The 13691-nt window shown below is 33.1% G+C and carries 14 protein-coding genes; 11 read left to right on the top strand and 3 right to left on the bottom strand.

Going from position 1 to position 13691, the window contains the following annotated elements:
* Positions 1–64: 64 nt before the first annotated feature.
* The 5 genes from ACKI2W_RS10905 (at position 65) to ACKI2W_RS10885 (ending at position 5141) form a co-directional block, all read left to right on the top strand.
* Entirely contained in the window at positions 65–1675 is a 1611-nt protein-coding gene (locus ACKI2W_RS10905; protein WP_407381988.1) for an ABC transporter substrate-binding protein, read from the top strand.
* 62 nt (positions 1676–1737) lie between these two features.
* Positions 1738–2733, top strand: coding sequence for an ABC transporter permease (locus tag ACKI2W_RS10900; protein WP_407381987.1), 996 nt, complete (start codon positions 1738–1740; stop codon positions 2731–2733).
* Complete coding sequence (locus tag ACKI2W_RS10895; protein WP_407381986.1) at positions 2723–3577, top strand: ABC transporter permease; 855 nt, start codon at positions 2723–2725, stop codon at positions 3575–3577. Before ACKI2W_RS10900 ends, ACKI2W_RS10895 begins: the two co-directional genes overlap by 11 nt.
* Before the next feature lie 15 nt (positions 3578–3592).
* Positions 3593–4540, top strand: coding sequence for an oligopeptide/dipeptide ABC transporter ATP-binding protein (locus tag ACKI2W_RS10890; protein ID WP_407381985.1), 948 nt, complete (start codon positions 3593–3595; stop codon positions 4538–4540).
* Positions 4530–5141, top strand: coding sequence for an ABC transporter ATP-binding protein (locus ACKI2W_RS10885; RefSeq protein WP_407381984.1), 612 nt, complete (start codon positions 4530–4532; stop codon positions 5139–5141). The genes ACKI2W_RS10890 and ACKI2W_RS10885 overlap by 11 nt, the downstream gene beginning before the upstream one ends.
* A gap of 68 nt (positions 5142–5209) precedes the next feature.
* Here the strand turns inward: ACKI2W_RS10885 and ACKI2W_RS10880 are convergent, their stop codons facing one another.
* Both ACKI2W_RS10880 and ACKI2W_RS10875 read right to left on the bottom strand, forming a co-directional pair.
* Positions 5210–5824, bottom strand: coding sequence for an ABC transporter ATP-binding protein (locus ACKI2W_RS10880; RefSeq protein WP_407381983.1), 615 nt, complete (start codon positions 5822–5824; stop codon positions 5210–5212).
* The gene (locus tag ACKI2W_RS10875; RefSeq protein WP_407381982.1) at positions 5814–6773 is read right to left on the bottom strand and encodes an ABC transporter ATP-binding protein; all 960 of its coding nucleotides are present in this window, start codon (positions 6771–6773) and stop codon (positions 5814–5816) included. Before ACKI2W_RS10875 ends, ACKI2W_RS10880 begins: the two co-directional genes overlap by 11 nt.
* A 147-nt stretch (positions 6774–6920) precedes the next feature.
* Between ACKI2W_RS10875 and ACKI2W_RS10870 the strand changes: the two genes are divergently transcribed.
* Complete coding sequence (locus ACKI2W_RS10870; protein WP_407381981.1) at positions 6921–7484, top strand: GNAT family N-acetyltransferase; 564 nt, start codon at positions 6921–6923, stop codon at positions 7482–7484.
* Here ACKI2W_RS10870 and ACKI2W_RS10865 read toward each other — a convergent pair.
* Positions 7479–8171, bottom strand: coding sequence for a 4Fe-4S double cluster binding domain-containing protein (locus tag ACKI2W_RS10865; RefSeq protein WP_407381980.1), 693 nt, complete (start codon positions 8169–8171; stop codon positions 7479–7481). The two genes, ACKI2W_RS10870 and ACKI2W_RS10865, sit on opposite strands and share 6 nt — an antisense overlap.
* Before the next feature lie 347 nt (positions 8172–8518).
* Between ACKI2W_RS10865 and ACKI2W_RS10860 the strand changes: the two genes are divergently transcribed.
* The 5 genes from ACKI2W_RS10860 (at position 8519) to truA (ending at position 13499) form a co-directional block, all read left to right on the top strand.
* Positions 8519–10132: an ABC transporter substrate-binding protein gene (locus tag ACKI2W_RS10860; protein WP_407381979.1), complete on the top strand. Its 1614-nt coding sequence runs from the start codon at positions 8519–8521 to the stop codon at positions 10130–10132.
* A gap of 110 nt (positions 10133–10242) precedes the next feature.
* Positions 10243–11172 carry an ABC transporter permease gene (locus tag ACKI2W_RS10855; protein ID WP_407382013.1) on the top strand — a complete coding sequence of 310 codons (930 nt, stop codon included), beginning with the start codon at positions 10243–10245 and terminating at the stop codon, positions 11170–11172.
* Complete coding sequence (locus ACKI2W_RS10850; protein WP_407381978.1) at positions 11165–12019, top strand: ABC transporter permease; 855 nt, start codon at positions 11165–11167, stop codon at positions 12017–12019. The genes ACKI2W_RS10855 and ACKI2W_RS10850 overlap by 8 nt, the downstream gene beginning before the upstream one ends.
* A gap of 59 nt (positions 12020–12078) precedes the next feature.
* On the top strand, positions 12079–12582 hold the full coding sequence (locus tag ACKI2W_RS10845; RefSeq protein WP_407381977.1) for a GNAT family N-acetyltransferase: 504 nt from the start codon (positions 12079–12081) through the stop codon (positions 12580–12582).
* Positions 12583–12635: 53 nt separating this feature from the next.
* A complete protein-coding gene (gene truA, locus ACKI2W_RS10840; RefSeq protein WP_407381976.1) occupies positions 12636–13499 on the top strand; it encodes a tRNA pseudouridine(38-40) synthase TruA in 864 nt (287 codons plus the stop codon).
* Positions 13500–13691 lie beyond the last annotated feature (192 nt).

Raw genomic sequence — 13691 nt, 5'->3', positions numbered from 1 at the left:
TAATTATGTAATACTATCTAGATATTACTTTAATAAATTATTATTTATTTAAAGAGGAATAAAAATGGATAAAAAGATTATTATTGGTGCAGTTATTGCTGTTTTAGCTGTAGTTGGTATAGCAGCATTCGCTTTGGGTGGGGGAAGCACTGAACATGCTCCTAATGAGTTAGTAGCTTGTGTTGCTGCTCACGGTGAAGAACCAGAATTTGGTTTCGACCCAATGCATGGTTGGGGATACCACGATTCAGGAACAGAACCGCTCATACAAAGTACAATTCTTAAAAGAGATAAAGACAATAATTTCGTAAATGATTTGGCAACAAGTTATAACATTTCTGATGATTATAAAACATACACTGTAGAAATACGTGATGATGTAAAATTCACAGATGGTTCTCAGTTAACTGCTAATGATGTAGCATTCTCATATAATAAAGCTAAAGAATTAGGAGAAGGAGCAGATTTAAGTTCTATGCTTGAAGCTAAGGCAGATGGTAATAAAGTAGTATTCACTTTAAACAAATCAGATTCAACATTTATTAACAAATTGACTGATGTCGGAATTGTTCCAGAAGCAGGATATAATGAAGATTCATACGGTCAAAACCCAATCGGTTCAGGACCTTATAAATTAGCTCAATGGGATAAAGGACAACAATTTATCTTAGAAAAAAATCCTGATTACTATGGTCCGGAACCATACTTTGAAAAAATAACTAACTTGTTCTTAGACCCTGATGCAGCATTTGCAGCTGTTAAAAATGGTGATGTAGACATTGCAGAAGTACAGCTTGCATATGCAAATGAAACAGTAGACGGTTACCACTTAGAATACTTCGATTCAATAGATGTACGTGGTATATCTTTACCAACCCAAAATGATACAGGAAAAATGAGTGAAGATAATATAACTATTGGTAATAATGTAACTGGTGATCCTGCAATAAGGGAAGCATTGAACATTGGTATTAATAGACAAGAGTTATTGGATGGTGCATTCAATGGATATGGTAACATATCATTCACTGGTGTAGCAAGCCAATTACCTTGGGCATTTGATTCCACATTTGAAGATGGTAATGTAGACCAAGCAAAAGCAGTTCTTGCTGAAGCAGGATGGAATGATACTGATGGCGATGGAATCGTAGAGAAAAATGGTACCAAAGCCGAATTTTCCGTTTACTATAATTCAAAAGCAACTGAAAGACAAGCAATTGCAGTAGCTGTTGCAGAACAAGCTAAAGAAATTGGTATCGAAATTACACCTGTCGGTGGAAGTTGGGATGATATTGACCCTAACAAATACTCTCAGGGTGTAGTTTGGGGATTCGGTTCAGCAGATCCATTTGAAATTGAACATCAATATGATTCAAGAGTAGCTTGTGTAGGTTATGACAATCCTGAAGCGCTCAACGACTCTTCAGTAGATTCATCAATCGACTCAGCAATGTCTCAAGATGTAAACAGTTCATATGCTACCTGGAGCCAAGCAGCTCAACAAGCTAACTCAAATTATCCATTCTTATGGATTGGAACTGTTGATTACACATACTTTGTCAGCGATTCCTTAGACATTTCTAATGGTACACACCTTATTTATCCTCACGGTGGAGATATATGGGGTAATATCTACGATTGGAAACGTATTAACACAACATCAACTGACAAATAAGTAAAATGATTTATTTTTATAAATCATTTATTTTTTCTTTTTTTTAAGTAAATTTATACGAGATGGTTAAAATTAACAGTAAAAAATTAGTTAAATTTTTAGGATATAAGGCCATTAGATTACTAATTTTATTAATTGTTATTGCAGCAATCAGTTTTATAATGATACAACTGTCTCCAATTGATCCAGTTAAAGCTTATCTCGGACAAAGAATTATTAGCCAAGAACAATTGGCTATTATAGGTGAATATTGGGGAACTAATTTATCGTTAACTGAAAGAGTATTGGGTTGGCTTCAAACTTTAGCATCTGGAAGTATGGGTTTTTCATTAATATATAGAGTACCTGTAACTGAAGTGATTGTCCAAAAATTCACAGCATCATTAACTCTTATGGTGGTTTCATGGGTAATTTCTGCTATTGTGGGTTTTGGCTTGGGCGTAATTGCCGGTGCAAAAGAAGGAACTTTAATCGATAAAGCAATTAAAACTTATTGTTACATATTACAATCTACTCCTACATTTTGGATAGGGTTAGTACTTTTAATGGTTTTCTCAGTATACTTAGGCTGGTTCCCTATAGGACTTTCAGTTCCAATTGGGCAATTATCTGACACTGTCACGTTTTGGCAGTGGTTATATAGGTTGATATTACCTGCAATAACTTTAAGTATTGTAGGAATTGCTTCTTTAACCATGTATACAAGAGATAAACTTATCAGTGTTAAAAAAAGTGATTATTTCTTGTTTGCGCAAGCTAGAGGTGAAAGTTTCTGGGGAATAATTAAAAATCACGGAATAAGGAACATATTGCTCCCAGCAATTACAATTCAGTTTTTATCATTTAATGAATTATTTGGTGGAACAATCCTTGTAGAACAGGTATTTGCATATCCTGGTATCGGCCAGGCAACAGTAGCTGCAGGTTTAAGGTCAGATGTTCCATTATTGTTGGGTATTGTTATTATATCAGCCATATTCGTGTTTACAGGAAATTTCATAGCGGATATAATTTATGAATATGTTGATCCAAGAATTAGGAGTGAGGATGATGAGTGATTTACCATGGTATAATAGAGGATTGTTCAGCTCCCTTAATTTAAGACAAAAAACGCTTTTAACAATAGCTCTCACAGGTTTGCTTTTATTAATCATTTTCATTAGTGGAATGATGATTGATGCTAATTTGCCTACTGATTTTGCTATGAAGATGAAACCTCCTTCATTTGAACATATTTTTGGTACTGATTGGATGGGTAGAGACATGTTCATCAGAACATTGAAAGGTTTAAGCTTAAGCATCATGATTGGATTGGCAGCTTCAATAATTTCCAGTATTATTGCTACAATTTTGGCTTTTGTTGCAAGTTTTAACAAGTTCTGTGATGAGTTAGTATCCTGGTTAATCGATTTATTTGCTTCAATACCTCATATATTATTAATTATGATGATATCTATTGGATTAGGTAAAGGAGCATTTGGTGTAATAATGGCTGTAGCATTTTCACATTGGGTTAACTTAACAAGGGTTTTAAGAGCAGAAGTACTTCAAATTAACACGTCTGAATATGTGGCTTTATCCAAAAAATTTGGTAAAAGTAAATTATGGATTGCAAAAGAACATATTTTGCCTTTGGTATTGTCCCAGATTTTTGTAGGAACATTATTGGTATTTCCTCATGCTATTATGCACGAATCAAGCGTAACCTTTTTAGGATTTGGTTTATCACCACACGAACCGGCAATTGGTATTATCTTATCTGAATCTATGACTTATCTTGCTATGGGTGCTTGGTGGTTAGCATTCTTCCCAGGTTTAGCATTGCTGATAGTTGTATTGCTGTTTGATATTATTGGAGAAAATCTAAAACGATTATTTGATCCTTCACAGGCGAATAACTAGGATTTTGGTGATATTATGGGAAATTTATTGGAAGTAAATAATTTATCAATATCTTTTACACAATATGTTCAAGGATTAAATAGGCATAACACTAAAGTTATATCTGATTTAACAATTGATATTAATGAAAGTGAGATTGTTGCAGTATTGGGGTCAAGTGGTTCTGGTAAAAGTCTTTTAGCTCATTCAATATTGGGTATTCTGCCATATAATGCTAATGTAACTGGAGAACTCAAATATGAAGGTAATGTTTTAGACCAGGAATTAAAAGAGAAATTAAGAGGAAAAGAAATTTGTTTAATTCCTCAATCTGTAAATTACCTTGATCCTTTAATGAAAGTATCTGAACAGGCCATTGGTGAATGTCAGGACGAAAAGGAACATGATGAGAAAAAAGTAAGGCAAAGGGAAATTTTTGCTAAGTACGGTTTGGATGAAAGTGTGGATGATTTATATCCTTTTGAATTGTCTGGTGGTATGGCAAGAAAGGTACTCTTGTCTACTGCATTGATTGGGGATCCTGATTTGTTAATTGCTGATGAACCGACACCGGGGCTTGATGCTAAAAGTGTTGAAGAAACAATACAGGATATTAGAAGCTTAAAAGAACATGGAAAAGGTGTTTTGTTAATTACTCATGAAATCGATGTTGCCCTAAAAACTGCAGATAGAATTGCAATTTTTTATTCAGGTTATGTGATTGAAATCAATGATGTAGAAAACTTTAAAGATGCAGATAATGTGTTGCATCCATATACTAAAGCTTTAATTAATGCATTGCCAAGAAACGGTTTCAAATTAACTGAAGGTGTCCAGCCATTAGGTGAGGTTACAGGATGTCCTTATTATGAAAACTGCCCAATACGTTCGGATAAGTGTGAAAATAACATTCCTGAACTTGAAGAGCATGATAATGTAATGATTAGATGTTTCAATTTCAAGGAGGTTAATAATGGAGCTTAAAGCAGAAAATATTTCATTTTCATATAATAAGAAAAGACAAATATTAAAGGATGTTTCATTGTCTGTCAACAGTAATCAGATTATTGGTTTAATCGGGGATAGTGGTAGTGGTAAATCCACATTATGTAAGATTATGGCAGGATACATTTCTCATTATTCTGGTAATGTTACTTTGGATGGTAAGGAAATTCCAGATAGGGATTATTATCCGGTACAATTAATTTTTCAGCATCCAGAAAAGACAATGAATCCTAAATGGAAGATGGAAAAAGTATTGAATGAAGCATGGACTCCTACCCAGGAATTAAAGGACACTTTTGGTCTTAAAGACTCATGGTTAACACGTTGGCCTAGCGAGCTTTCCGGAGGGGAATTGCAGCGTTTCAGCATAATCAGAGCTCTTAATCCAAAAACAAAATTCATCATTGCGGATGAGATTAGTACCATGCTTGATGCTGTAACACAGGTACAGATATGGGAAGCACTCATAAATCATGCTAAAGCTAACCATATTGGTATATTGGCCGTTAGCCATGATCCAGAATTGCTTGAAGTCATCTGTGATGATATTTTGTATTTCAATGAGATTAACAATCTTTAAAAATACTTTTTCTTTTTTTATTTTTTTAATTACTGTGATAATTTTATAATAAAATGGTATATTAATGATTAAGCACCATTAATATCTTTTAAATATATTTTTTCGTCACATATAGTTTCAACTAAAGGCATATCGTGACTTACAAGTAAAAAACCCATATTTCTTTTTTTAACTATTTTTAAAACAGAATCAATGATTTGCACTTGAGTAATTGCATCAAGCATTGTTGTCATTTCATCTGCAATTAGGAATTTGGTTTCGGGATTTAGTGACCGTACTACAGAGAATCTTTGTAGTTCTCCTCCGGACAGTTCCTGTGGGAAACGTGTTAGCCAGGATTTCTGAATACCAAATTCAGATAGTACATCGTCAGGCACATCCCAGGATTCCTCTAAAACTTGTTTCATTTTCCATTTTGGATTCATTACTTTTTCAGGATGTTGGTAAATTAACTGAACAGGTTTAAATCCATTTTTGGGGAGAGGTTTGTCATCGAATATTACATTGCCTTCGTATTTTGTAACATAACCAGATAAAATTTTACATAATGTTGATTTTCCGCTACCACTATCTCCAATCAATCCAATAATTTTTTTGTTGTCTAATTCAAGATTGACATCTTTTAATAAATAGTTTTTAGCAGATGGATATTTAAATGAGATATTTTCTGCTTTAAGCTTCATTTATTTCACCTTCTTCATATTTAAAGCACCTGACTTTTTTATCTCCAAAATCAAGTAATTTTGGTTTTTCGTTTTTGCATCTGTCAAATTTCATTTCACATCTGTCATAGAAAGGACAGCCTTCCTGTATTTCTCCATGCAATGGCTGGTGTCCTTTTGTCAGTTCAAATCCATTGGCAGGCAATGCTTTGTATAGTAATTTTGTGTAAGGATGAAGTAAGTTTTCTCCGTCTCCGGAAAAGTCTTTTGTTTCAGCTATTTCTATCACATATCCTGAATAGAATATTCCGATTCTGTCAGCTACTTCCAAAGCTGCGTGGATATCGTGTGTGATTAGAAGCACTCCAATACCATCTTCCTTCATATGTTTAAAATGATTTAATGTTTCTTCCACAGTTTTTTCATCAAGTCCTGGTGTTGGTTCATCTGCTACAACGAGTTTCGGGTCTGACAGCAATGCAGTTGAAACTAGTACTCTTCTGGCCATTCCTCCGGATAATTGGAATGGGTACATATCATCTACTTCGGGACCTAAATTATAATGTTCAAAGATTTCTCTTTGTTTCACTTTCTTTTCAGCTTTTTCAGCATCACTTTCGGTATGTCCAATTGCTTGGTCTGAAATTTTCATTAATGGGTCTAAAAAGTTTACTGATTGAGGTACTAAAACTATGTCTTTACCTCTTATTTCTTCTTTATCTTCTTGTGATAATTCTTTTCCTTTAAATTTAATTTTCCCATTTAAATTTGCATTTTCTGGAAGTATTCCAAATATTGCATGTGCAAGTAGGCTTTTTCCAGAACCGCTTGAACCCAATACTGCCAAAATTTCTCCTTCAGATATATCTAAGGTCAAATCAGTAATAACTTTTAAATCACGTTGATTTAATCCTTTGGTATATTGGATGAATGAAATTGAAACATTTTCAACATCTAATAATTTTTCCATTAAATCACCTTTTTGATAAATAAATGATAACTTTTAAATACTATTTTGTACTTTATCAATATTAAAGTTATTCAAAATCAATAAAAAAGTATTACTTATAACATAATTTTCAACTATAAAGTAATAATTTTTTAATTGGGTGTTACGATGAATGTTGTAATTAAAGAATTATGCAATAATCCAAAACAGATTCATGATGTTCAGGAATTCTTGTTTAAAATGATTAAGCTTGAGTTTGGATATGATTATGTTCCTGAATGGCATCAGGATATTGTACATATGGATGAATTTTACATCAATTCTAAAAAAAATAATTTCTTTGTAGCATATGTTGAGGAAACTGGTGAAATAATAGCAACAATCGGAATACGGGCTTATGATAAGGATTTTCCTGAATTTAGGCATTTATACTCTAAAGATACAACGTCAAGCATATGGAGATTATTTGTAGACAGAAGATGTAGGCGCTGTGGTTTGGCCTCTAAAATGTTTTGTATTGCTGAAAGATTTGCAAATGAAGTGGGTTTTAAAGATATTTATTTGCATACTCATAAAAATTTAGATGGAGCTATTGAATTCTGGACCAAAATGGGATTTGTTGTTGCACTGGATTCAGAGGATGAACTTCAGACTGTTCATATGGATAAGCAAATTCATGAATTGGAAATTAATCCTCAAGTAACCGATTTTAGACATGCTGTAACATTATAATTTTTTAATGTATTTTTGAGTGTGCGGGCATGCAAAGATGCATTTTCCACATACTGTATCTGCTTTTCCTAAATTTTCTTTAGAAACTATAAGGGCATATTTTTCGCATTTTTTATCGTCATAAAAGTCATTTCTTTTGAGTTTATAATTCCACTCTTTTCCGCTTATGGCTCCTCCAGCACAGGCATCCCTGCATTCCATACATTTTCCACATTTTGATTTAAGTATGGGGATTCCAATGTTTAGTGGTGCGTTTGTTAATACGGAGGATAATCTTAATGCAGATCCGTATTGTAATGTGGTAAATAATGCGGATTTCCCAATCCAGCCTAAACCTGCACGTGTTGCAATGGTTTTATGGGGTAATTCAAACCCGTTATTTTCACCAAAATCTGTCCCTAATCTTTTTTTTGTTTGGGCATAAGCGTCAAACCCTTCATTAATAAGAAACTCTTCACATTTCATTCCAAGCGCATCTAATCTTGCATTTAAACTTATTAATTCCTCAAGATATTCTGGTGTTGGGGCGTTTTGCATGTTTTTGATGATTTCTTTCGGATATGTGATATAAAAAACTACTCCTATATCCAGTCCTTTTTTTGGCGTAAAATTGGTGATGTCTGCAAAACCTACTTCGCTTGCACCATTATTAATTAGAAATTTTTTTAGTTTGAAGGATAGTTCCATGGGCGAATATTTAAAAGTGATATTATTTAAATTTAATTTTTGTATTACTTTTCATTGGATTGGTCATGTTTAATTCGTACAATTTTCATAGTATAAAAATGTCAATTTATTATATTTTAGTTATTTTAAAATTTCTAAATTGTTTATTTAATGGACTAATTAATTAAACAAATGTTTATCTGTCAAATTTTGTTTAATAGTAATAAATATATTTTTATATAGTTTCATTATATACTAATAAACATATTAAAATAATAAAAAAAAGTATTACTATTTAGAGAATTTTTCGATAAAAAGTAATACTTTGATTTTAATATATTTTTTCAATTATATTATGGAGAATATTTATGGACAAAAAAATATTAATTGGTGGAGCTGTGGTTCTTGTGGCAATTATTGCGGCTGCATTTTTATTTATGGGAGGTTCATCTGACTCTGATCCTACCCATTTAACTGTTGCAGCACACAGTAATATTAAAGAACCGGAATCAGGTTTCGACCCACTTACTGGTTGGGGATGTGGACACCAGAACTACAATCCATTAGTACAAAGCTGTTTATTTAAAACAGATGCAAATGGAACTATTGTTCCAGATTTAGCTACTGATTATTCAATCAGTGAAGATGGTTTAACATGGACTGTAAATGTAAGAGATGATGTTAAATTCTCAGACAATTCAACATTTGACGCAAATGATGTTGCATTCACATTTAACAAAGCAAAAGAAACTGAATCAGACTTGGATTTAACTAATCTTGATAAAGCAGTTGCTAAAAATGCCACATGTGTTGAATTCCAATTAGTAGAACCAAGATCAACATTTATTTATGATTTAAGATATCTAGGTATTGTACCTGAAGAATATGATAATTCCACTTACGGTCAAAATCCTATTGGTACCGGACCATATGTCTTAGATCACTGGGATAAAGGTCAACAAGCAATCTTCAAAATAAATGATAATTATTATGGAGATAAACCATACTTTACTCAAGTTACATTATTGTTCCCTGATGAAGCTACTTGGTTAGAACTAGCTAAATCAGGTCAAGTTGATGTTGTACCTGTTGCAACTTCAGCATTAAATCAAAGTGTAGATGGTTATCAATTCTATGAGGTATCTGCAGGAAGAGCACAGGGTATATCCTTCCCATACCTTGAAGATACAGGTGCTGTTAGTCCGGCAGGTTCCAAAATAGGTAACAATGTAACTGCTGATAAAGCAATTAGGGAAGCATTAAATGTTGGTATTGACCGTCAAAAAATGTGTGATGAAATATTTTCAGGCCATGCTACTCCTGAATTCACAAGTGTAGATACAAGAGACTATGCAAATCCTGATGCTAAAGTCCAAGATGCTAATGTCGATCAGGCAAAACAAATCTTGAAAGATGGCGGATGGGAAGATACTGATGGTGATGGAATCGTGGAGAAAAACGGTACAAAAGCATCATTTGATTTATACTACCCACCAGATTATCTTGACAGACAATCTCTCGCAACAGTATTTGCTGAACAAGCTAAAGAATTGGGTATAGAAGTAAACCTCGTAGGTGCTGACTGGGATACCATTTATGCAAATATGTACAGTTCAGCTGCAGTAATGCAACAGACTTCTCCAGACCCATACAAATCAATTTATCAACAGTATCACAGTAAAGAAGCAGATGATTTCTATATGAATCCAAACTTATACAATAACTCAGATGCTGATAAATTGATGGAAGATGCAATGCATTCTACTGATTTAAACAGTTCCAACACCTTATGGGCACAATCCGCTCTTGTCAACGGTGGAGGATGGGGTCCTGCTGGTGATGCTCCATTTGCATGGCTTGTAAACTATGACTACAACTATTTCATTAAAAATGGTATTGATATTGGAAACCAGCCTACTGGTTTAGGAAATGATGTTTTGATTAATATCTGTGAATGGACTAGAACCAATTCCACAGCTTAATCATTTCCTTTTTTATTTTTTTTTAAAATTTTTCAAGGGGGTTTATTTCATTGAATAAACAAAAAATAGCTAAATATTTTGGTTATAAATTAATTCGTTTTATAATATTGATGATTGCTGTTGCAATTTTTAGTTTTGTATTATTAGATTTATCCCCTATTGATCCGGTTAATGCTTATTTGAAAGGTGCTGCAGTATCAGAAGCGCAACGTCAAATTTTAGAGCAGTATTTTGGTACTAATGTTCCATTGCCTACAAAAATATATCATTGGCTTTTGGATTTAATTCAAGGCAATCTCGGTACTTCATTGATATATCGTGCCCCTGTCATGGACGTTATTATAGATAAGTTTTCTGCTTCTGTAGTTTTAATGGCTATCTCATGGATATTAAGCGGAATTCTTGGTTTTGTATTTGGGGTAGTTGCTGGTAAAAATAAAGGTTCATGGATTGATAAGGCTATAAAAGTATATTGTTATGCAATTCAATCAGCTCCATCTTTTTGGGTTGGAATGCTTGTTTTAATGGTATTTTCAGTCTATTTAGGTTGGTTCCCAATAGGGTTTGGAGTTCCGATAGGTGTAAAAAGTACTGATGCGACATTTATGGAATGGGCTTCAAGGCTGGTTCTTCCTACATTGACTTTGAGTTTGGTTGGTTTGGCACCAATTGCAATGTATACGCGTAATGAATTAGTTCAGGTTTTATCTTCTGATTATGTGCTATTTGCAAAATCTAGGGGAGAAAAAGGCTGGGATTTAATTAAAAATCATGGAATAAGAAATATATTATTGCCTGCAATTACATTACAATTCTTGTCATTCAGTGAATTGTTTGGTGGTGCAGTTATGGTAGAACAGGTATTTTCATATCCTGGTATAGGTCAAACGGCAGTAGCTGCGGGTCTTCAAAATGATGTGCCATTGTTTTTAGGAATTGTAGTAATTAGTGCAATATTTGTATTTGTTGGAAACCTGCTTGCAGATATTTCATATTATTTCATAGATCCAAGAATTAAGGAGAATGAGTTCAATGATTAAGAAAAAGACTGATGATAAAAGGCAATGGTTCTTATACTCTGCAAATCTTAGGACAAAGACCTTTGTAATTATTGGTATTTCTGCATTGGTTATCATAAGCATTTTTGTTTCCGGTTATTTTATAAGGGATATCCCAACCAGTTTTGTAAATGCTAATCAGATGCCCTCTTTAGAACATCTTTTCGGGACTGACTGGATGGGAAGAGACATGTTTCAGCGTACCATTGCAGGTCTTGGATTAAGTCTGATGGTAGGTTTCATCGCATCTGCGGTTAGTACATGTATTTCCATTGTTTTGGGATTATTTTCTAGTTTCAACAAATTTGCTGATGAATGTGTTGCCGGAATTATTGATTTATTCGGTTCTATTCCCCATATTCTTTTAATCATTATTGTTTCAATAATGTTCGGTGGGGGTGTATATGGTGTTATTATGGGTGTAGGTTTAACGCACTGGACACCACTTGCAAGAGTTCTTAGATCTGAAGTAAAGGAAATTAAAACCAAGGAATATATTTCTTTAGCTGAAAATCTGGGTAGGAGCAGAGTTTGGATTGCTCTTAAACACATTTTCCCATTAATCGTATCTCAAATCATTGTTGGTGTAATTTTGATGTTTCCGCATGCGATTATGCATGAAGCAGCAATTACTTTCTTAGGATTTGGTTTGCCTCCTCATGAACCGGCAATTGGAGTAATATTGTCTGAATCAATGAATTATTTATCATCAGGATATTGGTGGTTAGCATTCTATCCTGGTATGTCCTTGCTGATAGTGGTTTTATTGTTCGATTTAATTGGAGAAAATGTTGAAAAATTACTTAATCCTGAAACTGCACAGGAATAAAAAAATCTAAGAGAAATTTTTTATTTCTCTTTAAATCTTTTTTTAAATAATGGGATACTATGAATATTGAAATTAGAGAAATTAATGATAATGATAATGAAATTCGTCTTGTTCAGGACTTTTTATATGATCAGATTATGAAAGAATATGGAATCGGTCCGACTCCCAAGTTTCATTATGATATCGATGGAATTGGTGAGTATTATATCTCACCTGAAAGAAATAACTTCTTTATAGCCTGGGATGGGAATAAGATAGTTGCAACTGGTGCTGTGAGAGCCTATGATAAAGATTATAAAATGTTTAGAGACGTTTATTCAAAAGAAAACACTGCAAGCATATGGAGGTTGATGGTCGATGAAAATTATAGAAGGCTTGGCCTTGCACGAAATATTGTAAGCAGGATGGAAGATTTTGCAAGGTCTCAATCATATGATAAAATGTATCTTCATACACATAGATATCTTGATGCAGCTTTGCCATTTTGGAAATCTTTAGGATATGAAATAACTGTCGAAGAAGATGACTATGATGAAACAAGCCATATGGTAAAAAATTTGTAATCTCCTTCTTTTGATAGATATATTTTTTTATATTGAAGTTAAAATTATTATTAATGAAAAGAACAGCACTAAAAATTGGATATATAGGAACTAATTTTCATGGTTTTCAAAGACAACCTGATTTAAGGACTGTTGAAGAGGAACTGATTTATCATCTACGTAAATTGGGATATATTGATGATTTAAAAAAGTCCAGATTCAGAATTGCCGGAAGAACCGATGCTGGTGTCCATAGTTTGGGCAATGTTATCAGTTTTCAGTCCGAAAAGGAAGTTCGGGTAAATGAAATCAATAACAGTCTTCCTGATGATATCCAAATTCTTGCAAAAGCTCCTGTTCGCTATGCATTTAAGCCAAGATATGCTCAGATGAGGCAATACCGATATCTGTTGTTTCAGGATCTTGACATAGATAAGCTAAATGAAGTTGCTGAAGTTTTTAAGGGAACTCATAACTTCACTAATTTTACAAAAAGATATCAGAAAACCACCACAAGAACAATAGATGACATCAAAATATCTAAAGTGGGATTGGATGACTATCACAAAAGGGAATTTCCTAACTTGCATGATACATTATCCCCAATATTCGTTGATATTTACGGCGAGTCCTTTTTATGGAATATGGTCAGAAAAATGATGCGCGTTTTTGTTGATGTTGCACATGATAAAATGACTTTGGATGATGTTCATAATCTATTGAATCCTCCTGAAAATTCACTAAGAGCAAGCATTAAGGTAATGGAACCTGATTATCTGATTTTAATGGATATCCAGTATGACGGTATCAAATTTAAATATGATGAATATGCCTGTGAAAGGTTTAAAAGAAACTTGGTTGATTCTTTGGATAATTTGCAGAAAAAATATGCTATTAGAGAATCGATGATATTCAGTTTGAATGATTTATTGGATTAACTTGTTTTTTATAGACTATCGAGTATACTAGGATAGTTTTTTTATTTTTCTATTTTTTTAGATTATACTAGGATAGTTTTCTATTTTTTTTAAATTTATCATAGTATACTAGAAATATTTATATCATATTAATAGTATAAAATAAAATAAAAACTTTATAATTTGGGTTGTTAATATGGCTAAAGATTTAAT

The sequence above is a fragment of the Methanobrevibacter sp. genome (genome assembly GCF_045603845.1).
Classification (GTDB): Archaea; Methanobacteriota; Methanobacteria; order Methanobacteriales; family Methanobacteriaceae; genus Methanocatella.
Note: the sequence above shows the minus strand (reverse complement) of the source record. Positions and strands in the feature narration are given on the sequence as shown.

What these genes read in the sequence shown, in the direction of transcription:
- ACKI2W_RS10860 (WP_407381979.1), top strand. Translation starts at nt 8,519, where the DNA reads ATGGACAAAAAAATATTAATTGGTGGAGCTGTGGTTCTTGTGGCAATT.
- ACKI2W_RS10890 (WP_407381985.1), top strand. Translation starts at nt 3,593, where the DNA reads ATGGGAAATTTATTGGAAGTAAATAATTTATCAATATCTTTTACACAA.
- ACKI2W_RS10850 (WP_407381978.1), top strand. Translation starts at nt 11,165, where the DNA reads ATGATTAAGAAAAAGACTGATGATAAAAGGCAATGGTTCTTATACTCT.
- truA (WP_407381976.1), top strand. Translation starts at nt 12,636, where the DNA reads ATGAAAAGAACAGCACTAAAAATTGGATATATAGGAACTAATTTTCAT.
- ACKI2W_RS10885 (WP_407381984.1), top strand. Translation starts at nt 4,530, where the DNA reads ATGGAGCTTAAAGCAGAAAATATTTCATTTTCATATAATAAGAAAAGA.
- ACKI2W_RS10900 (WP_407381987.1), top strand. Translation starts at nt 1,738, where the DNA reads ATGGTTAAAATTAACAGTAAAAAATTAGTTAAATTTTTAGGATATAAG.
- ACKI2W_RS10855 (WP_407382013.1), top strand. Translation starts at nt 10,243, where the DNA reads ATGATTGCTGTTGCAATTTTTAGTTTTGTATTATTAGATTTATCCCCT.
- ACKI2W_RS10895 (WP_407381986.1), top strand. Translation starts at nt 2,723, where the DNA reads ATGATGAGTGATTTACCATGGTATAATAGAGGATTGTTCAGCTCCCTT.
- ACKI2W_RS10865 (WP_407381980.1), bottom strand. Translation starts at nt 8,171, where the DNA reads ATGGAACTATCCTTCAAACTAAAAAAATTTCTAATTAATAATGGTGCA.
- ACKI2W_RS10870 (WP_407381981.1), top strand. Translation starts at nt 6,921, where the DNA reads ATGAATGTTGTAATTAAAGAATTATGCAATAATCCAAAACAGATTCAT.
- ACKI2W_RS10880 (WP_407381983.1), bottom strand. Translation starts at nt 5,824, where the DNA reads ATGAAGCTTAAAGCAGAAAATATCTCATTTAAATATCCATCTGCTAAA.
- ACKI2W_RS10875 (WP_407381982.1), bottom strand. Translation starts at nt 6,773, where the DNA reads ATGGAAAAATTATTAGATGTTGAAAATGTTTCAATTTCATTCATCCAA.
- ACKI2W_RS10905 (WP_407381988.1), top strand. Translation starts at nt 65, where the DNA reads ATGGATAAAAAGATTATTATTGGTGCAGTTATTGCTGTTTTAGCTGTA.
- ACKI2W_RS10845 (WP_407381977.1), top strand. Translation starts at nt 12,079, where the DNA reads ATGAATATTGAAATTAGAGAAATTAATGATAATGATAATGAAATTCGT.